This window comes from Micromonospora sp. AMSO1212t, assembly GCF_008868145.1.
GTDB lineage: Bacteria > Actinomycetota > Actinomycetes > Mycobacteriales > Micromonosporaceae > Micromonospora > Micromonospora tulbaghiae.
In genome coordinates, this window is sequence record NZ_WBKS01000062.1 from 1 (window position 1) to 18,316 (window position 18,316).

Sequence of the window (18,316 nt, forward strand, 5' to 3'; positions counted from 1 at the left end):
TCGGCTCCGGTGGGGTGCTGCGGCACGCCGAGCCGGGCGACGCGGCGGCGGTGCTCGACGCGGTGCTGACCGATCACGCCGGTGGGTGGGCGTTGCCGCGGTCGGCCCGGCCGGTCGTCGACGTGGACTACGTGCTGGCCGCCGCGGGGCTGCTCGCCGACGACCATCCGGGTGCGGCGGCGGCGATGCTGCGGCACCACCTCGGTGCCTGAAGCAGGCTCAGGAATCGAGACGCGCCGACGCGACACGCCGTGTCGCAACACACGACAGGCCCGGGTGGGTTGACAGCGGCGGGGGTCTACGCCGTACCGTCTTTGAGTCCTACCACGGGAAGCGGCTGTTGTTCGCTTCGTCCCTTCGTCCGCTGGCCGAGCGACCGGAAGGTTGCGGCGGCCAGGTCCAGCGGGCGGGGGTCGGCGGGGCGGCGCGAACCGGTCGCGGTTACCGGTGTACGGGCAGGGTGAGAGGCACGGCCAGTAGACAACGGCCAGGCGGGGGCAGCCAGTCCACGTCGGGTCGGTCCGAAGGTCGGCGTCGATCGTCTTCGCCCCACCGGCCGGGAAGGGCCTGGGAGCATCGGGGCGCGGCTTCGGCCGCGCCCCGATTTCATCCCCCCGATGTTCCCCGTGTCAGCGGCCGAGCCCTCTCAGCGGCCCAGCCGCCGGTAGCTGCGCACCGCCGCCGGGGCGGCCACCGCGATCAGCGCCAGCGGCCAGGCGATCGCCAGTTCCAGCGCGTGCCGGGCCGGCCACGAGTCCCCGCCCAGGCCCGGGTTGCCGAACAGGTCCCGGGCCGCCGCCACGGTCGCTGACAGCGGGTTCCACGCGGCGATCGCGCCCAGCCAGTCCGGCATCAGCTCCGGCGCGACGAACACGTTGGACAGGGCGGTCAGCGGGAACGCCAGCGGGAACACCACCACCGCGACCGTGTCCGGGTTCGGCACGAGCAGCCCGAACAGGATGCCCACCCAGGTCATCGCGACGCGCAGCAGCAGGATCAGCGCCACCGCCGTCAGTGCCGGGCCGATGCCCTCGCGCCACTGCCAGCCGACCAGCAGCCCGCACACCACCAGCGTGGTCATCTCCAGGCACGCCCGTACCAGGTCGGCGCCGGCGCGGCCGGACAGCAGCGCCGAGCGGGCCATCGGCAGTGACCGGAACCGGTCCACCACGCCCCGGCCGGCGTCGACCGCGATCGCCGACGCGGTCGCGCCGAGGCCGTAGAGCATCGTCATGACGAACACGCCGGGCAGCAGGAACTCCCGGTAGCTGCCCTGGCCCGGCACGGTCATGCCGCTGCCGAACACGTAGCCGAACACCAGCACGAACATGATCGGCAGGGTGAAGTAGAGGATGATCTCCTCCGGTGCGCGGACCACGTGCCGCATGTTCCGCCCGGCCATCAGCCATCCGTCGGTCAGCGCCCTCACGACGCCACCCCCACCCGCTGCGCGTCGGCGTGGGCGCCGGTGAGCCGCAGGAACGCCTCGTCGAGCGTGGGCCGGCGGACCAGGACGTCCTCCACGGCGATCCCGGCGTCGTCGAGGGCCCGCAGCACGGCGGTGAGCACCGCGATCCGGTCGGCGACCGGCGCGTCCACGCGCCGCAGCTCGGCGTCCACAGTCGCGGCCGCGCCGGTGGCCCGTTCCACCACAGTGGCCGCGGCGGGCAGGTCCGTCGCGTCGGCGACCACCAGTTCCAGCCGGTCCGCGCCGATGCGGGCCTTCAGATGCTCCGGGGTGCCCTCGGCCACGACCCGGCCGGTGTCGATGACGCAGACCCGGTCGGCGAGGTGGTCGGCCTCCTGCAGGTACTGGGTGGTCAGCAGCACCGTGGTGCCGTCGTCGACCAGTTCCCGCACCGCCGTCCACAGGCCGTTGCGGCTGCGCGGGTCCAGGCCGGTGGTCGGCTCGTCGAGGAACAGCACCCGCGGCGGCACCACCAGGCTGGCCGCCAGGTCCAGGCGGCGGCGCATCCCACCGGAGTAGGTGCCGGCCGACCGGTCGGCCGCCTCGGTCAGGCCGAACCGGTCCAGCAGTTCCTCGGCCCGGTGGCGGGCCCGGCGCGCGGACAGGCGGCGCAGCCGGCCGAACAGCACCAGGTTCTGCCGCCCGCTGAGCACCTCGTCGACGGCCGCGTACTGGCCGGTCAGGCTGATCGCGGCGCGGACCCGGTCCGGGTCGGTGGCGACGTCGTACCCGGCCACCCTGGCCCGGCCGGCGTCGAACCGCAGCAGCGTGGTGAGGATCCGCACCGCTGTGGTCTTGCCCGCCCCGTTGGGGCCCAGCACCCCGTACACGGTGCCGGCCGGCACGGCCAGGTCGAAGCCGTCCAGTGCGGTGGTGCGGCCGTAGGTTTTTCGTATCCCGTCGGCCAGCACGGCCGTCGTGTCGTCGGTCATGGGTGTCAGCGTCACCGGCGTCGCTGACCGGGCGCGTACGGCGCGCGCACCGGGCGGCGCCGCGCCGGTCAGCGGCCGTCGAGCAGCGCCAGCGCCCGCTGCCGGGGCAGGTTCGCGCCTCCAGCGTACGCGGTGGCGAACGCCGCCTCGCCCAGGCGTTCCCGCAGCGTTGCGGCGGTCGGTGTGCCGGCCGGGGCGTCGGCCGCGCCGGTGCCGGCCAGCAGCGCCGCCGCCGCGCCCAGCAGGCGGGCCGCCGCCTCGTGGTCGCCGTCGCGCAGCAGCGGACCGGCCAGCCCGTCGGCCGCCGCGGCCACCACCGGCGCGTCCCACACCCCGGCGTCGGCGGAGAGGACCTGCCGGTAGTGGGCGCGGGCCTCAGCCGGGTCGCCGGCGGCGTCGGCGAGCTGCCCGAGCGTCACCAGCGCCGCCAGCCGCACTACCTCGGCGCCGAACCAGCCCGACGGGCATTCCGCGACCGCCCGTTCGCACAGCGCCCGCGCCCGCTGCGGGTCGCCGTCGCGGCGGGCGATCTCGCCGAGCCCCAGATCCGCGGCGGCGACCAGCTCCGGCGCGCCGGCCGGCCCGGCGATGCGCCGCACCCGCCGGTAGTCCTCGGCCGCGCCGGCCAGGTCACCGGCGACCAGCCGCCCGTCGGCGCGGGTACGCAGCAGCTCCGCCAGGTCCAGGGTGGAGCCGAGCTGTTCGGCCAGGTCCAGCGCCTCCGCCATCGGTGCGGCCGCCGACGCGACGTCACCGGTGCGGTAGGCGGCCTCGGCGCGGGTGGACAGCGTCACGATCATGCCCCAGCGGTCTTCGAGGGCCCGGAAGCCGGCCAGCGCGGCGTCCAGCTCGGCGCGGGCCTGCTCGTGACGGCCGTGCAGCAGGCTGACCATCGCCGTGCCCAGCAGGCCCAGCGCCCGGCTCCACGGGTCGGTGCCGAGCAGCCGGTCCTGGACGGCCTGCTCGTGCAGCGCCGCCGCGTCCTGTGGTGACGGGGGGCCGCTGGCCATGCCGGACAGGTACAGCAGGAACGGATGCCGGGGCGGCCGGGCCAGGGTCCACAGGATCCGCGACGCGGTGTCCACCTCGCTGCGGTCACCGCCGCCGGCGAGCGTGGCGACCAGCAGGCCCAGCGCGTACTCCTCGGCCAGGTCGCCGGGCGGGCCGTCGAGCCGGTCGACCAGCCGCCGGGCCAGCGCCGCGCCCTCCCCGCGCAGGCCCCGCAGCCACCAGTAGAACGCCAGCGCCGCGACCAGCCGCAACCCGGTGCCGGTGTCCGCGTGGCGCAGCGCCGCGTGCAGGTCGTCGCGCGCGGCGTCCAGGCGGCGCAGCCACCGGTCCTGGCCGACGCCGCGCAGGCCCGCGTCGCCGGCCAGCGCCAGATCCAGGAAGTACGCGGCGTGCGCGTCCCGCACCCGCCCGTCCTCGCCGTGCTCGGCCAGCCGGGCCGCCGCGAACTCGCGGATCGTCTCCAGCATCCGGTACCGCCCGCCGGTGGCCTCCACCAGCGACTTGTCCACCAGGCCGGTGAGCACGTCCACGACGTCACCGGCGTCCGGCGCGCACACGGCATGCACCGCGGCCAGGTCGGCGGCGCCGGCGAACACGCTCATCCGGGCGGCCAGCCGCCGCTCCGGGGCGTCGAGCAGGTCCCAGCTCCACCCCACGACCGCCTCCAGCGTGCGGTGCCGGGGCGCCGCGGTGCGGTCACCGCGGCGCAGCAGCCGGAACCGGTCGTCCAGACGCGCCGCGACCTGCGTCACCGGCAGGGCCCGCAGCCGCGCCGCCGCCAGCTCCAGAGCCAGCGGCAGCCCGTCGAGGGTGCGGCAGATCCGCAGCACCGCCGGGGTGGTGGCGGCGTCGAGGGTGAACCCGGGAGACACGTCGGCGGCCCGGTCGGTGAACAGCCGCACCGCCGGGTACGCGGCTGCCGCCTCCGGCGCGGCCGGCCCGTCCGGGGCGGGCAGCCCGCCGACCGGGCACAGCGCCTCGCCGGTGAGCCCCAGCGGCTCCCGGCTGGTGGCGAGCACCCGCAGGCCGGGCGCGGCGGCGAGCAGCCGACCGGTCAGCCGGGCCGCGTCGTCGACCACGTGCTCGCAGTTGTCCAGCACCAGCAGCAGCCGCCGGTCGGCCAGCGCCGCGACCAGCCGGTCGGTCAGGTCGGCCGGGCCGCCGGGTGTGCGCAGGCCGGCGTCGCGCAGGTCCAGCGCGGCCAGCACCGCCGGCGCGACCGGCGCCCCGGGTGTCACAGCGGCCAGTTCCACCAGGCACACCGGCCCGTCGTGGCCGGACGCGACGGTGGTGGCCAGCCGGGTCTTGCCGGCGCCGCCCGGGCCGTGCAGCGTGACCAGCCGCGCCGCGCCGAGCAGGTCGTGGACCCGCCGCAGTTCCGGTTCCCGGCCGACGAAACTGGTGAGCGGGCTGGGCAGCCGCGCGGCCGGCGCGGCGTCGTCGCGCAGCAGCGCCGTGTGCAGCGCGACCAGCTCCGCCGACGGGTCGGTGCCCAGTTCCTCGGCCAGCACCCGCCGGGCGTCGGCGTAGACGGCGAGGGCCTCGGCGCGGCGGCCGGCGCCGTGCAGGGCACGCATCAGCAGACCGTGCAGCCGTTCCCGCAGCGGATGCGCCGCCACCAGGTCCCGCAGCTCGGCGATCAGCGGCACGCCGGCCGCCGCGAGCGACAGCTCCGCCTCGACCCGGTCCTCGACCGCGGCCAGCCGCGCCTCCCGCAGCCGGGCCGCCTCGGCGTCGGCGAACGGCGCGCCCGTCACGTCCGCGAGGGGTTCGCCGCGCCACAGGCCGAGCGCGTCGCGCAGCAGCGCCGCCGCGCGGTCCGGATCACCGGCGGCCAGCGCCGCCCGCCCGGCCGCCGCCAGGCCGGTGAACCGGTGCACGTCCACCCGCTGCGGGTCGACGGCCAGCCGGTAGCCGGCCGGACCGAACTCGATGTGCGCGTCCGGCAGCAGCCGCCGCAGCCGCGACACCTGCGACTGCAGCGCGTTCGCGGCCTGCTCGGGCGGCCGGTCGCCGTACACGCCGTCGACGAGGCGCTGCGGCGCCACGGTGCGGTCGGCGTCGAGCAGCAGCAGCACCAGCAGCGCGCGCAGCCGCCCGCCGGCGACGGGCAGCACGCTGCCGTCGGCCGCGTACGCCTGGGTCGCGCCCAGCACACCAAACCGCATGCGCCCGATTGTCGCCTGTCGCCGGTGACGCCCACACTCCCCACCCGCGGGTCACAGGTGGTGCCGGCGCCATTCGGACTGCTCCTGTTCGGCGGCGACCTGCTCGTCCAACGCGGTCCGGCGCACCTGACTGCGCCACGGGTCGGCCGACCGCAGGCCCAGCAGGACCACCGAGACGCTGGCCACCGCCAGGATCGCCAGCGCGGCCACCGCAGGCAGCCGGCCGGCCCACGGCAGTCCCACAGCCATCGCGGCCGTCACGGCGGTGGGTACCGCCGAAACGCGGTGCGTCGCGCGCACCCCCAGCGCCAGCAGCCCCAGCATGTAGATGACCAGTCCGGCGAACAGCACCCGGTTGTCCAGAGCGGCGGCGTGTTCCCGCCAGGGATCACCGCGCGGGTGGGAGATGGCGGTGAGGTAACGCTTGAGGCCGAGGGCGAACAGGATGATCCCGGTGATCAGCGGCAGGTGCAGGTAGGCGTAGGCGTCGCGGGCGAGCGCTGCCCGTGCGCGCACGTCGCGGGTGCGATGCAGGCGCTGCTCCAGCGCGGGCGCCAGGCTGTCGAAGTACAGCCACCACAGCGCCGCGATGATGGTGATGCCGAGCACCGACGCCACGATCACCGGCCACGTGGCCGGCAAGCCGGCGCTCAGCTTCGGCCCCAGCCCGAGCGAAATGATCGACTCGCCGAGCGCGATGAGCAGGATCAGGGCGTACCGCTCCGCCCAGTGGGCGGCGGACACGACTGTCAGCCCGGCGCTGGGGGCGAGGCCCCCGGAGGTGTACTCGATGCAGAGCGCGGCCAGCCACAGCGCCAGCGGCAGCCACGCCACCCAGGTCTGCTGGGGCGACTCGGGCAGGGCCGCGGTGGCGAGAATCAACGCCACGCTGGTCAGCGGCGGCAGGCCGAGGCGCACGGCGGTCCGTCCGCGGTGGCTGCTGCGGCTGAGGAACACCAGCACCTGGGCCGCCCGGATGACGAGGTAGCAGCAGGCGAACAGAACCGCGGCGGGCGGTCCGGACTGCCGCTGCGCCGGCCCGTCGGCGAACGCCGCCGGCATGGCCAGGGTCAGAACGAACAGGGCCGCCACCGTCACCGCGCCGACGAGCGGCATCACGCCCTGGTCGGTACGGACGACATTGCCCACGGCGGCGAAGGACACCCAGCACCACCACAGCAGCAACAGCAGCAACAGCCCGGCCAGCAACGACCTGCCGCTCAGGGTTTCGGAGAGCACGTTGGTGACGTTCAGGAACGCGAACACGAACACGAGGTCGTAGAACAACTCGACCCGGGTGACGCGGGAGCCGGGCGCGGTCGGCAGGATGCGGCCCCGTCCCCGCTCAGCGCTCATGCTGCCGAGCATGGCAGCGGGCTCCGCCCGCCGGGCGCAGTTGTCCGATCGGTGGCGCAGGGGTCCGGGCCGACGACCGGTACGGGCGGGTAGCCTTCGGCCCGTGATCGAGGGGAGAAGCCGGTGACGACGCTGGACCGGGAACAGCCGCGTGCCACCGACGGGGCACCCGGTGACGGCGGCGCGCGTCCCCTGCCGCTGACGCTGGCCGTGCCGGCCGCCGTGCTCGCCGGGGTGGCGCTGCTGCTGGCGTTCCCGCCGTACGGGTGGTGGCCGCTGGCGCCGGTCGGCGTGGCGCTGCTGGCCGCCGCCGTGCACCGGCGGCGGCTGCGCGCCGGCGCCGGGCTGGGCTTCCTGACCGGGCTGGCGTTGTTCGCGCCGCTGCTGGAGTGGACGAACCTGCACACCGGCTACCTGCCGTGGGCGCTGCTGTCGCTGCTCCAGGCCGCCTTTCTGGCGCTGCTGGGCGCCGCCACCGCGTGGGTGTCGCCGCTTGCGGACCGGCACCGGACGGCGTGGCCGCTGCTCACCGGCGTGCTGTGGGTGGGGCAGGAGGCGCTGCGTGACCGCGCCCCGTTCGGCGGGTTCCCGTGGGGGCGGCTGGCGTTCAGCCAGGACACGTCGCCGCTGCTGAAGCTCGCCGCGCTCGGCGGCGCCCCGCTGGTCACGTTCGCCGTCGCGGTCGCCGGCGGGCTGCTGGTGACCGCCGCGTGGCGGGACTGGCGGCGTACGCCCGGGCAGTGGCGGCCCGTCGCCGGGCTGACCGCCGCGCTGGTGGCGCTGCTCGCCGCGGGCACGGCCGTGCCGACCGGGGTACGCGGCGCGGGCGACACCGTCACCGTCGCGATCGTGCAGGGCAACGTGCCCCGTCTCGGGCTGGACTTCAACGCGCAGCGGCAGGCGGTGCTGAACAACCACGTCGACGCGACGCTGGACCTGGCGCGGCGGGTCGCCGAGGGCGGCCAGGCGCGGCCCGACGTGGTGGTGTGGCCGGAGAACTCCAGCGACATCGACCCGCTGCGCAACCCGGGCGCGGGGGAGCGGATCTCCCAGGCCGCCGACGCGATCGGCGCGCCGATCCTGGTCGGCGCGGTGCTGGTCGGGCCCGGTCAGGGGCAGGTGCGCAACGCGGGGCTGCTGTGGCGGCCGGGCACCGGCGCGGACCTCGACCAGGTGTACACGAAACGGCATCCGGTGCCGTTCGCCGAGTACGTGCCGCTGCGCTCCGTCGCCCGCAAGATCAGCTCCCAGGTCGACCGGGTCCGTTCCGATTTCGTACCCGGTGACCGTCCCGGCGTGCTGGACGCCGGCCCGGCGGTCCTCGGCGACGTGATCTGCTTCGAGGTGGCCTACGACGGCATCGTCCGGGACACCGTCACCGGCGGCGCGCAGCTGCTGGTGGTGCAGACGAACAACGCGACGTTCGACGTGGCCGAGGCCCGTCAGCAGATGGCCATGGTGCGGCTGCGGGCGGTGGAGCACGGCCGGGCCGCGTTGATGGCCTCCACGGTCGGGGTGTCCGGGTTCGTTTCCCCGGACGGGCGGGTAGACGGTGCGACCGGGTTCAACACCGCCGCGGTGGTGGTGCGGCAGATGGAACTCGGCGACGGGCGTACCCCGGCGACCACGGCCGGGGTGTGGCCGGAGGTGGCGCTGACGGCGCTGGCGGTCGCGGCCCTGGCCGGCGCGGCCGTGCTGCGCCGCCGCCGGGAGGTCGCTCCCGGCTGAGCCGACGAGCGGGAGGCGGTGCGACGGTGGGCGTGGCAGCCGACAGGCGGACGGTCGGCCATCGCGGGGTGGGGCGGGTCCTGGTGGTCATCCCCACCTACAACGAGGCCGACAACGTCGGGCGCATCGTCGCCCGGGTACGCGCGGCGGCGCCGGCGGTGGACGTGCTCGTCGCCGACGACAACAGCCCCGACGGCACCGGCGCGATCGCCGACACCCTCGCCGGGAACGACCCGCGGGTGCACGTGCTGCACCGGGAGGGCAAGGAAGGGCTCGGCGCGGCCTACCTGGCCGGTTTCGCCTGGGCCCGCACCCGCGGCTACGACGCCGTGGTGGAGATGGACGCCGACGGCTCGCACGCCCCGGAGGACCTGCCGGCGCTGCTGCACGCCGCCCGCGACGCCGACGTGGTGATCGGCTCCCGGTGGACCCGCGGCGCGCGGGTGCTGAACTGGCCGTGGCGGCGGCTGCTGCTGTCGCGGGTGGGCAACCTGTACGCGCGGCTGGCGCTGGGCATGCCGGTCAGCGACGCCACCGGCGGCTACCGGGTGTACCGGTCCAGCGCGCTGGACGCGATCGACCTGGGCTCGGTGCGTTCCCAGGGGTACGCGTTCCAGGTGGAGCTGTCGCGGCTGGCGCACCGCGCCGGGGTGCGGATCGTGGAGGTGCCGATCACGTTCGCCGAGCGGGAACACGGCGACAGCAAGATGAGCCCGCTGATCGTGGCCGAGGCGCTGTGGCGGGTCACCCGCTGGGGGGTGCGGGACCGCCTGGCGACCGCGTCCGCCCGCCCGGACGCGCTCGCGCGCTGGCCTTGAGCGAGGGCGTGTCATGCTTGAGGGGCGTGATGACCCCGGGCTGATGAGGTGAGATGCGCCGAGGACTGAAGTACGTACCACCGGCCCTGCTGCTGCTCGCGCTGCTGGAGCTGACCGTTTTCGTGCTGGTCGGCCGGGCCGTCGGGTTCGGCGCGGCGGTGCTGCTGGTGTTCGGGGCGTCCCTGCTGGGTCTGGTCCTGCTGCGCCGGGAGGGCATGCGGGCGTGGCGGAGTTTCCGGGCCGCCGCCCAGGCGGGCCGTCCGCCGGGCCCCGAGGTGACCGACGGGCTGGTCGGGCTGCTGGGTGCGCTGATGCTGGCGCTGCCGGGCCTGGTCAGCGGCGTGGTGGGCCTGCTGTTGCTGGTGCCGCCGCTGCGCCGGCTGGCCGGTGGCGGGGTGCGCCGGGCCACCGAACGACGGGTGTCGTCGATGGTCGCCGGTGACCTGTTCGGGCCGCGCCGGGTGCGCGTGTACCGGGGTGCGCCGCAGCCGGCCCCGGAGCCCTCGCCGGCCCCGGCGCCGCAGCCGGTCACCGACCCGGGCAAGGCCATCGAGGGCGAGATCGTCGACCGCTGAGGCGGTGGAGACAGCGAAACGCCCCCGGGTGATCCCGGGGGCGTTTCGGCGTCCTACGGACGGTCAGGCACGACCGCGGCGGGTCCGGACCTCCTGGAGCCGCTCGGCGAGGATGTCCTCCAGCTCGGCGATCGAACGCCGCTCCAGCAGCATGTCCCAGTGGGTACGCGGCGGCTTGGCCTTCTTCTGCTCCGGCTCGGTGCCGTCGACCAGGCGGGCGACGCTGCCGTCGAACTTGCACTCCCAGGTCGTCGGGACCTCGGCGTCGACGGCGAACGGCACCTCGAACTGGTGGCCCTTGGCGCAGAGGTACTCGCGGGTCTGGCGCGGCGCGAGCTCCGTGTTGCGGTCGGATTCGTAGCTGACCGCGCCCAGCCGGCTACCGCGCAGCATGCGCTCGCCCATGATCGACTTCCCCTCGTTCGTGGTGCTGGTCTTCAGGTGTAACGACCGGTCACCGCTCGCCCATTCCCCGGCCCACGGCGGCAGGGCCGTACGCGGGTCGGGAGTGTCAAGGGTAACCGGCCATGACAGCTGCCCGGCGGGGTCGTCCCCGGCCGGGCCGAATCGGTGGAGTGTTTCGCCTGTCAACGGGGATGTTACCCACCTGTTTGCGTGCCGGAGGTGACGATGAGCAGTGACGCGCCGGTCGGGGCCCGGCCACCCGCCGGGAAGACCTTCTTCGGTCATCCCCGTGCGCTGTCCACGCTCTTCCTCACCGAGATGTGGGAGCGGTTCAGCTTCTACGGCATGGGGCGATCCTCGTGCTGTACCTGACGGCCGCGGTCGCCGACGGCGGGCTGGACCTCGGCGAGTCCAGCGCCAACGCCGTGTACGGCACCTACAACGCCATGGTCTACCTGATGGCGCTGCCCGGCGGCTGGGTCGCCGACCGGCTGATCGGCGCGCGGCGCAGCGTGCTGTGGGGCGGCGTGGTGATCGCCGCCGGTCACTACGTGATGGCGATCCCCACCGGGTGGAGCGTGTTCGCCGGCATGGCGCTGATCGTGCTCGGCACCGGCCTGCTCAAACCGAACATCTCCACCATGGTCGGTGACCTGTACGAGCGGGACTCCCCGCGCCGTGACGCCGGATTCTCCATCTTCTACATGGGCATCAACCTGGGCGCGTTCATCGCGCCGCTGATCACCGGCTTCCTCGGCGAGAAGATCAACTGGCATCTGGGGTTCGGCGCCGCCGCGGTCGGCATGACCTTCGGCGTGCTCCAGTACGTGCTGGGCCGCCGCAACCTCGGTGACGCGGGCGCCCGCCCGGCGGACCCGCTGCTCGGCGCCGACCGGCGGCGCGCGCTGACCCGAATCGGCGTGGCCAGTGTCGTGGTGCTCGCCGTCCTGCTGGTGCTGCTGGTGTCCGGCTGGTTCACCGTCGACACGGTGGTCAACCTGCTGACCGTGGTGACGGTGCTGGTCACGGTCGGCTACTTCGCGCGGATCCTCACCGACCGGGAGATCAGCGGCACCGAACGCAGCCGGATGAAGGCGTACGTGTGGCTGTTCCTGTTCGCCGCCTCGTTCTGGCTCATCTATGACCAGGCCGGGTCGGTGCTGAACATCTTCGCCGCCGACCGGACCGACCGCTCGGTGGGCGGGTTCACGTTCCCGGCGTCCTGGTTGCAGTCGGTGAACCCGATCCTCATCATCATCGGCGCGCCGCTGGCCGCCGCGCTGTGGCTCAAACTCGGGCACCGGGTGTCCACGCCCACGAAGTTCGCCGTCGGCCTGGTGCTCAACGGTCTGTCGTTCGTGCTGATGGCCGCCGCCGCGCGGGCAGCCGTCGGCGGCGACCTGGTCTCACCGCTGTGGCTGGTCGCGGTGTACGCGATCCAGGTCGCCGGCGAGCTGTCACTGAGCCCGGTCGGCCTGTCGGCCACCACGAAACTCGCCCCGGTCAAGTACGCCAGCCAGATGCTGGGCCTGTGGTTCCTCGCCACCGCCGTCGGCGACGCCATCGGCGGCCAGGTGGCCCGGCTGGCCGACACCTGGTCCCAGCCGGTGTACTTCCTGACCTTCGGGCTGGCCTCGGTGGTGCTGGGCCTGGCCGCGGTGATGTTCACCCGCCAGATCCGGCAGCTGATGGCCGGCATCCACTGACCGCGCTCACACCGCCGGGGTGGGCGGCAGCGGCAACGGCAGGCCGGGCAGCCCGTCGAGGCTGGTGGCGACGTGGTCCTTGCCCGCGAAGTACGCGCTCAGCGACGCGTCGTCCTCCCGGGCGAACCGGCGTTCGTGCAGGTCCCGGTCGGCGTCGTAGGTCATGAACGGCACCGCGTATCCGCAGGTGTCGCGGATCAGCTCGGCGTGCGCCACGATGACCGCGCGCAGCCCGTGCGGACCGGGGTCGATGTCGGGGAAGTGGGCCAGCAGACCGGCCCAGCGCGGATCGTCGCGGAACACCGGCTCGCCGCGCCCGTGCACCCGCACGATGTTGGGCGGGCCCGTGAACGCGCACCACATCAGCGTGATGCGGCCGTTCTCCCGCAGGTGGGCGATGGTCTCGGCGTTGCTGCCGGCGAAGTCGAGGTACGCCACAGTGCGTTCGTCGAGCACCGCCAGGCAGCCGCGCAGCCCTTTCGGGGAGAGGTTGACGGTGCCGTCACCGGACAGCGGGGCGGTGGCGACGAAGAACATCGGCTGCGCCTCGATGAAGTCCCGCAGCCGGCCGTCGATGCGCTCGTATGTCTTTCCCATGCCCCGATCCTCGCCCCCGGCCGGGGTGTGGCGCTGCCCCGTTCCCAGCCCGTGGCCGCCTCAGCCGGTCCGCGTGCCCAGCCGCGCCAGCGCCGTGGCCAGATCGCTGACCTGGTCGGCGAGCTGCCCGGCGCGGCGCTGCGCGGCGTCCCGGTCCGCCTCGATCACGGCCGTGCGCGCGGCCAGCTCGGCCGCCCGGGCCTCGGCGGCGCTCGCGGCCCGCCGCGCCTCGGCCAGCTCCGCGGCCAGTGCGTCCCGCTCGGCGGTACGGGCGGCAGCCTGCTCCACCGCGGCGGCCACGTCCGCGCGGGCCCGTTCGACGGAGGCGGCAGCCTCGGCGCGGACGCGTTCCAGTGCCGCCTCGGCGTCGGCGCGTGCCGCGTCGGCCCGGTCCCGCTCGGCCCGGGCCTGCTGCGCGGAGGCGGCCTGGGTGTCGGCCCGCTCGGTCGCGGCACGGGCGGAACGCTCCGCCTCGGCGGCCCGGGCCTGGGTTGCCTGCGCCTCGGCGCGGGACTGTTCGGCCCGGTCCAGGGCCTCGGTGGCGGAGCGGGTGGCCCGTTCGGCGTCGGCGCGGGCGGCGTCCCGTTCGGCGGTCAGCTCGGCCGCCCGGCGGCGTTCGGCGTCGCGTTCGGTGCGTACCGTGCGCAGTTCGTGCCGGGCCGCGTCGCGGTCGCGTTCGGCCTGCACCCGCAGCGCCTGCGCCGCGCCCGCCTCGGCGCGGGCCGCGTCCCGGGCGTCCTCTGCTGCGGCGGCCCGTTCGGCCGCGGCGGACGCGGTGGCCTCCGCCCGCTCGGCGCGGTCGGCGGCGGCGTCGCGTTCGGCGTACGCGGCGCGGGCCTGCTGCCGCTCGCGAGCAGCCGCCGCGGTGGCGTCCTCGGCCTCGCGGCGGGCCTCGTCGCGTTCGGCGTGCGCCGCCGCGACCTGCGCGGACGTCTCCGCGCGCAGCTCGGCGAGCTGCCGTTCCACACCGGCCGGGGACAGCTCGGCGTGCAGCGCCTCGGTGAGCGTCTCCACGATCTGGTCGAGCCGGTCCACGGCCTCCCAGGTGCGCGCCACCTGACCGGGCAGGCCGGGGGAGTTGCGGTGACGCATCCGCGAGTTGCGGGCGGCCCGCTGGCAGGCGCCGTCGTTGTCCCGGCAGTAGCGGAACGGGCGGCCCGCGCCGGCGCGTTGCGGCACGTCGCGTCCGCAGTGGGCGCAGGGTCGGATGTCGGTGGCGGGCTCGGCGTCCATCGGGCGCGAAGTCTATCCGGCGGCGTCGGCCCGGGCCGCGCCGTCGAGGGTGTAGCGGCGTTGCAGCAGCACCGCGATCACCATCACGGCGGCGGGCAGCAGCCCGAAGCCGTAGCGCAGCGCGTCGAGCGCGGCCGGGGACTGGGTCACGGTCTGCCCGGCGGTCGAGGCCACGAACCCGCCGGCGGCCAGGCACAGCGCGTACGCGTAGGGGCCCAGCGCCGCGCCGGTGGCCTCGGTGGCGGTCCACACCCCGGTGTACGTGCCGGCCCGCTCGGTGCCGCCGGCCGCGCGGATCACGTCGGGCAGCATCGAGAACGGCAGCAGTTGCATGCCGGCGAACGCCACCCCGAGCACCGCCACGGCGGCGACCAGCACGGGCAGCCCGGCCGGACGGCCGACGGCGAGCACGAGCGACCCGGCGGCGAACGCGGCCTGCCCGGCGAGCAGGGCACGTTGCTTGCCGATCCGCCGCGCCACCGCCAGCCAGCCCGGCGTGACGAGCAGCGCGGGTGCGACGAACGCGGCCACCAGCACGGTGGTGAGCCCGGGGCGGCCCAGCTCGTACTCGGCGTAGTAGGGCACACCGGCCAGCACCAGGTGGGTGGTGGTGGACATGGCCAGGTACGCGCCGACCAGCCAGCGGAACTGCCGGTCGCGCAGGCTGGCCGCCAGCGCCCGCCACCCGCCCGGGCCGTGCGGCGGGACCGTGTCGGCGGCGGTACGGCGCAACCGGCCGATCCCGGCGACGCCGACGAGCATCGCGGCGAGCATGCCGGCCGCCAGTAGCACGCCCATCCGCAGGTAGCCGTCGCGGGTGGCGTCGTCGCCGCCGGCCAGCAGCGGTGCGAGCAGCCCGGAGACCAGGATGCCGAGCGTCAGCACCACCATCCGGAACGCCATCAGCCGGGTCCGCTCGTGGTAGCCGATCCGCAGGTCCGCCGGGGTCGCCAGGTAGGGCACCTGGTACGCGGCGAACAGCAGGTTGCCGGCGACGAAGAACACCGCCACCCAGCCCGCCGCGGCGGCGCCGGTGAGGTCGCCGGGCACCGCGAACAGCGCGGCGAACGCCAGTGGCAGCACGCACCCGGCCAGCAGCAGCCGGCGGCGGTGGCCCCGGCGGGCCTGCTCGACGTCGCAGCGGTGCCCGATCCACGGGTGCAGCAGCACGTCGGCGATCTTCGGCAGCAGCAGGGTGAGCCCCGCCAGCCACGGCGCGACCGCCAGCACGTCGGTCAGGAAGTAGAGCAGCAGCAGCCCGGGCACTGTGACCCAGACGCCCATGCCGAGCGAGCCGGTGGCGAACCCGACGAGCGGGCCGCGCGGCAGGGTGACCGCGTCGGAGCGCTGATCCAGCCCGGTCATGGCGGTCTCCTGTCCTCGGGGCACGCCGCCCCCAATCCAACGGTTGCTGGATTGTAGGGGGAACAATGGCCGGATGACCATGCCTCGCCGCCGGCCGGGCCGGCCCCGCCGCGACGACCAGCGGCCGACCCGTGACCTGGTGCTCGCCGCCGCCACCGCGTTGTTCGCCGAACGGGGCTTCGACGCGGTCAGCGTGCGCGACGTCGCCGCCGCGGCGGGCGTGGACGCGGCCACCGTCGTGCACCACACCGGCACCAAGGCGCAGCTCTACGACGCCTGCTTCGCCCGCGTGTTCAGCGCCGAGCGGGAGGTCATCGAGGCCGCCGGGGAACGCGCCCGGGCGGCCCTGTCGGCCGGGTCGCCCGACGCGCTGCGGGCGCTGCACGACCTGGTGGACGTGTTCGTCGACTTCCTGGAGGACCGGCCGGAGACGACAGCGCTGTGGCTGCGCCGCTGGCTGGAGCCGCAGCGGCACGGTGAGCTGGACCGTCGCTACGCCGCGCCGCTGTACGGGCTGGTCGAGGAACTGCTGGTGGCCGCAGCCGGGGCCGGCGCGCTGACCGAGCCGACCCCGCACGTGACGGTGCGTTCCCTGGTCTGGGCGGTGCACGGGCACGTGGTGGCGCTGGCCGCCGGGGCCGGCTCGGGCGCGCGGGAGCGGCGGGAGTTCCGGGCGTTCGTGCACCGGTTCCTCGACGCGCTGTACCGGGGCGGCCCGCCGGACGCCTGACCGGCACCGGCCTTGACGCCGGCCTCCGCTCCGGGCGATTATCCATCGGTCGTTGGATTAAGGAGGCGGGCATGGCCGTACCGAGGGTCGCCGTCGTCGGCGCCGGAGCCGCCGGACTGGCCACACTCAAGGCGCTCGCCGACGCCGGTGTCCCGGCGATCGCGTTCGAGGCGGCCGACACGCTCGGCGGCCTCTGGGTGTACGGCGCACCCGGCTCGCCCGCGTACCGCACGCTGCACCTGAACACCAGCAAGGGGCGCACCGAGTTCGCCGACCACCCGATGCCGGCCGACTGGCCCGACTACCCCGACCACACCCGCGTCGCCGGCTACCTCGGCGACTACGCCGACCGGTTCGGGCTGCGCGAGGCGGTACGGCTGCGGCACACCGTCGAGCGGGTCACCCGCACCGGTGACGGCTGGCGGGTGCGCGCCACCGGCCCGGACGGCCCGGTCGAGGTCGACGTCGAGGCGGTGGTGGTCGCCAACGGGCACAACCGGGTGCCGAAGCGGCCCGAGCCGTACCCGGGCGAGTGCACGGCCGAGCAGATGCACAGCCACGACTACCGGGGACCGGAGCAGCTCGCCGGGCGGCGGGTGCTCGTGGTCGGCGGCGGCAACTCGGCCATGGACATCGCCGTCGACGCCTCGTACGCCGCCGCGCGCACGCTGCTGTCGCTGCGCCGCGGCGTGTGGGTGGTGCCCAAGTACCTGCTGGGCCGCCCGTCGGACACGCTCAACGGCGCGCTCGCCCGCCGGCTGCCCTGGCGGCTGCGGCAGCGGATCAGCCAGACCATGATCACCACCGCCGTCGGGCCGCCCAGCCGGTACGGGCTGCCCGCGCCGGCGCACGGCTTCCTCCAGGACCACCCGACGCTGTCCGACGCGCTGCTGTCCCGGCTCACCCACGGCGACATCCAGGCCCGGCCCGGCATCGCCCGCTTCGACGGCGACCGGGTCGAGTTCACCGACGGCCGCGCCGACGAGGTCGACCTGGTCGTGTGGTGCACCGGCTACCGGGTCGAGATGCCGTTCCTCGACCCGGCGCTGGTCGGCGACGGCGCGGACCGGCTGCCGCTGTACCGGCACGTGTTCCACCTGGACGCGCCCGGGCTGGCGTTCGTCGGGCTCATGCAGTCCACCGGCGCGGCGTTCCCCCTGGTCGAGGCGCAGGCCCGGCTGGTGGCCGCGCGGCTGGCCGGCACCTGGGCGCCACCGGACGCGGCCCGGCAGGCCGCCGCCTGCCGCGAGGAGCTGCGCGCCGCCACCGCCCGGTGGGGGCAGCGCCGCCCGCACATGCGCGTGGACTTCGACGTCTACCTGGCCGAGCTGGGCCGCGAGCTGGCCACCGGGCGGCGCCGGGCCGGAGCGGCACGATGAGCGCGCCGGGCCGTAGCAGCGCGCTGGCCGGGCGGCGGGTGCTGGTCACCGGCGCCCGGGGCACGTTCGGGCAGCACCTGGGCGCGGCGCTCACCGCGGCGGGCGCGCGCGTGGTCGGGCTGGACCTGCACGCCGACGCCGACGCCACACCGCCGGTGTTCGGCGTCGACCTGACCGACCCGGCCGCGACGCCACCGGCGGTGGCCGCCGCCGTCGACCGGCTCGGCGGGCTGGACTTGCTGATCAACAACGCCGGTGTGGGCGGCCCCGCGCCCGCCGAGCTGCCGCCGGACGAGGTGGTACGCCGCCAGATCGAGGTGAACCTGCTCGCCGCCTGGCGGACCACAGCCGCCGCGATGCCGGCCCTGGAGGCGGCCCGCGGCCGGGTGATCTTCGTGGCCAGCCGGATGGCCGTGCTGCCGCTGCCGCTCGCCGCCGCCTACGGGGTCAGCAAGCGGGCGCTCGTCGCGTACGCCGACGCGCTGCGCCACGAGGTCGGCACGCACGTCGGCGTCAGCGTCGTCTACCCCAGCATGGTCGCCTCCCCGATCCACGACAGCACGGTGGCGGCCGGGCTGTCGCTGAGCGGGGTGTCGCGGCCGGAGCCGGTCGAGGGGGTGGTGGCCGCGATCCTGCGCGCCGCCACCGCCCGGCGCGCCCCACGGGACGTGGCCACCACCCGGCGCGGCCGGATCGAGATGGCGCTGGCCCGGCACGCTCCGGCGCTCGCCGACCGGATGGTGCGCCGTACCGTCGCCGGGCGGCTGGCCGCCGGTGACCTGGACGGTGCGGCGCTGGCCGAGGGCATGGTCCGGCGGCACCGGCAGGCCCGCCGGTAGCCTGCT

17 protein-coding genes are annotated in these 18,316 nt (G+C 75.7%); 9 read left to right on the forward strand and 8 right to left on the reverse strand.

Annotated features, from left to right (window positions below; all coding sequences use genetic code 11):
- The coding region (locus F8279_RS17055) for a glutamate mutase L (protein WP_192580715.1) at window positions 1-212 on the forward strand (212 nt) is incomplete at its 5' end.
- A 434-nt stretch (window positions 213-646) separates the two neighbouring features.
- Here the strand turns inward: F8279_RS17055 and F8279_RS17060 are convergent.
- The 4 genes from F8279_RS17060 to F8279_RS17075 all read right to left on the reverse strand — a co-directional run bounded on the left by F8279_RS17060 (window position 647) and on the right by F8279_RS17075 (window position 6,947).
- Window positions 647-1,429, reverse strand: coding sequence for an ABC transporter permease (locus F8279_RS17060; protein WP_151500461.1), 783 nt, complete (start codon window positions 1,427-1,429; stop codon window positions 647-649).
- Window positions 1,426-2,400 carry an ATP-binding cassette domain-containing protein gene (locus tag F8279_RS17065; RefSeq protein ID WP_151500462.1) on the reverse strand — a complete coding sequence of 325 codons (975 nt, stop codon included), beginning with the start codon at window positions 2,398-2,400 and terminating at the stop codon, window positions 1,426-1,428. The genes F8279_RS17060 and F8279_RS17065 overlap by 4 nt, the downstream gene beginning before the upstream one ends.
- A gap of 68 nt (window positions 2,401-2,468) precedes the next feature.
- Window positions 2,469-5,579 carry a BTAD domain-containing putative transcriptional regulator gene (locus F8279_RS17070; protein WP_151500463.1) on the reverse strand — a complete coding sequence of 1,037 codons (3,111 nt, stop codon included), beginning with the start codon at window positions 5,577-5,579 and terminating at the stop codon, window positions 2,469-2,471.
- A 51-nt stretch (window positions 5,580-5,630) separates the two neighbouring features.
- On the reverse strand, window positions 5,631-6,947 hold the full coding sequence (locus F8279_RS17075; RefSeq protein WP_091426960.1) for a low temperature requirement protein A: 1,317 nt from the start codon (window positions 6,945-6,947) through the stop codon (window positions 5,631-5,633).
- A 120-nt stretch (window positions 6,948-7,067) separates the two neighbouring features.
- Between F8279_RS17075 and lnt the strand changes: the two genes are divergently transcribed.
- Genes lnt through F8279_RS17090 form a run of 3 tightly spaced genes read left to right on the forward strand, consistent with a single transcriptional unit; the run spans window position 7,068 to window position 10,056 of the window.
- Entirely contained in the window at window positions 7,068-8,663 is a 1,596-nt protein-coding gene (lnt, locus tag F8279_RS17080) for an apolipoprotein N-acyltransferase (RefSeq protein WP_225853310.1), read from the forward strand.
- Window positions 8,664-8,689: 26 nt separating this feature from the next.
- A complete protein-coding gene (locus F8279_RS17085) occupies window positions 8,690-9,481 on the forward strand; it encodes a polyprenol monophosphomannose synthase (protein ID WP_151500465.1) in 792 nt (263 codons plus the stop codon).
- Window positions 9,482-9,534: 53 nt separating this feature from the next.
- A complete protein-coding gene (locus F8279_RS17090; RefSeq protein ID WP_091426957.1) occupies window positions 9,535-10,056 on the forward strand; it encodes an FxsA family protein in 522 nt (173 codons plus the stop codon).
- A 63-nt stretch (window positions 10,057-10,119) separates the two neighbouring features.
- Here F8279_RS17090 and F8279_RS17095 read toward each other — a convergent pair whose 3' ends face one another.
- Window positions 10,120-10,461, reverse strand: a complete 342-nt coding sequence (locus tag F8279_RS17095) for an RNA polymerase-binding protein RbpA (protein ID WP_007070998.1) — start codon at window positions 10,459-10,461, stop codon at window positions 10,120-10,122.
- A gap of 225 nt (window positions 10,462-10,686) precedes the next feature.
- Between F8279_RS17095 and F8279_RS30630 the strand changes: the two genes are divergently transcribed.
- Complete coding sequence (locus F8279_RS30630) at window positions 10,687-10,833, forward strand: hypothetical protein (RefSeq protein ID WP_225853307.1); 147 nt, start codon at window positions 10,687-10,689, stop codon at window positions 10,831-10,833.
- A complete protein-coding gene (locus F8279_RS17100) occupies window positions 10,821-12,167 on the forward strand; it encodes a peptide MFS transporter (RefSeq protein ID WP_225853308.1) in 1,347 nt (448 codons plus the stop codon). The genes F8279_RS30630 and F8279_RS17100 overlap by 13 nt, the downstream gene beginning before the upstream one ends.
- A 6-nt stretch (window positions 12,168-12,173) precedes the next feature.
- On the opposite strand, the gene F8279_RS17105 is transcribed toward F8279_RS17100, so the two are convergent.
- The 3 genes from F8279_RS17105 to F8279_RS17115 are packed head-to-tail and all read right to left on the reverse strand — an operon-like array spanning window position 12,174 to window position 15,362.
- Window positions 12,174-12,764, reverse strand: a complete 591-nt coding sequence (locus tag F8279_RS17105) for a pyridoxamine 5'-phosphate oxidase family protein (RefSeq protein ID WP_091426956.1) — start codon at window positions 12,762-12,764, stop codon at window positions 12,174-12,176.
- Between the two features lie 60 nt (window positions 12,765-12,824).
- Window positions 12,825-13,997, reverse strand: a complete 1,173-nt coding sequence (locus tag F8279_RS17110) for a hypothetical protein (RefSeq protein ID WP_091426955.1) — start codon at window positions 13,995-13,997, stop codon at window positions 12,825-12,827.
- A 12-nt stretch (window positions 13,998-14,009) separates the two neighbouring features.
- A complete protein-coding gene (locus tag F8279_RS17115) occupies window positions 14,010-15,362 on the reverse strand; it encodes an MFS transporter (RefSeq protein ID WP_151500466.1) in 1,353 nt (450 codons plus the stop codon).
- A 79-nt stretch (window positions 15,363-15,441) separates the two neighbouring features.
- Here F8279_RS17115 and F8279_RS17120 point away from each other — a divergent pair, with 79 nt between their 5' ends.
- From F8279_RS17120 to F8279_RS17130, 3 genes are all read left to right on the forward strand, one after another.
- Window positions 15,442-16,092, forward strand: coding sequence for a TetR/AcrR family transcriptional regulator (locus F8279_RS17120; protein WP_091427087.1), 651 nt, complete (start codon window positions 15,442-15,444; stop codon window positions 16,090-16,092).
- 71 nt (window positions 16,093-16,163) lie between these two features.
- Entirely contained in the window at window positions 16,164-17,471 is a 1,308-nt protein-coding gene (locus F8279_RS17125) for an NAD(P)/FAD-dependent oxidoreductase (protein WP_091426953.1), read from the forward strand.
- Entirely contained in the window at window positions 17,468-18,310 is an 843-nt protein-coding gene (locus F8279_RS17130) for an SDR family oxidoreductase (protein WP_151500467.1), read from the forward strand. The genes F8279_RS17125 and F8279_RS17130 overlap by 4 nt, the downstream gene beginning before the upstream one ends.
- Window positions 18,311-18,316 lie beyond the last annotated feature (6 nt).

What these genes read in the sequence shown, in the direction of transcription:
- F8279_RS17070 (WP_151500463.1), bottom strand. Translation starts at nt 5,579, where the DNA reads ATGCGGTTTGGTGTGCTGGGCGCGACCCAGGCGTACGCGGCCGACGGC.
- F8279_RS17075 (WP_091426960.1), bottom strand. Translation starts at nt 6,947, where the DNA reads ATGCTCGGCAGCATGAGCGCTGAGCGGGGACGGGGCCGCATCCTGCCG.
- F8279_RS17110 (WP_091426955.1), bottom strand. Translation starts at nt 13,997, where the DNA reads ATGGACGCCGAGCCCGCCACCGACATCCGACCCTGCGCCCACTGCGGA.
- F8279_RS17120 (WP_091427087.1), top strand. Translation starts at nt 15,442, where the DNA reads ATGCCTCGCCGCCGGCCGGGCCGGCCCCGCCGCGACGACCAGCGGCCG.
- F8279_RS30630 (WP_225853307.1), top strand. Translation starts at nt 10,687, where the DNA reads ATGAGCAGTGACGCGCCGGTCGGGGCCCGGCCACCCGCCGGGAAGACC.
- F8279_RS17090 (WP_091426957.1), top strand. Translation starts at nt 9,535, where the DNA reads ATGCGCCGAGGACTGAAGTACGTACCACCGGCCCTGCTGCTGCTCGCG.
- F8279_RS17125 (WP_091426953.1), top strand. Translation starts at nt 16,164, where the DNA reads ATGGCCGTACCGAGGGTCGCCGTCGTCGGCGCCGGAGCCGCCGGACTG.
- F8279_RS17095 (WP_007070998.1), bottom strand. Translation starts at nt 10,461, where the DNA reads ATGGGCGAGCGCATGCTGCGCGGTAGCCGGCTGGGCGCGGTCAGCTAC.
- F8279_RS17130 (WP_151500467.1), top strand. Translation starts at nt 17,468, where the DNA reads ATGAGCGCGCCGGGCCGTAGCAGCGCGCTGGCCGGGCGGCGGGTGCTG.
- F8279_RS17115 (WP_151500466.1), bottom strand. Translation starts at nt 15,362, where the DNA reads ATGACCGGGCTGGATCAGCGCTCCGACGCGGTCACCCTGCCGCGCGGC.
- F8279_RS17065 (WP_151500462.1), bottom strand. Translation starts at nt 2,400, where the DNA reads ATGACCGACGACACGACGGCCGTGCTGGCCGACGGGATACGAAAAACC.
- F8279_RS17105 (WP_091426956.1), bottom strand. Translation starts at nt 12,764, where the DNA reads ATGGGAAAGACATACGAGCGCATCGACGGCCGGCTGCGGGACTTCATC.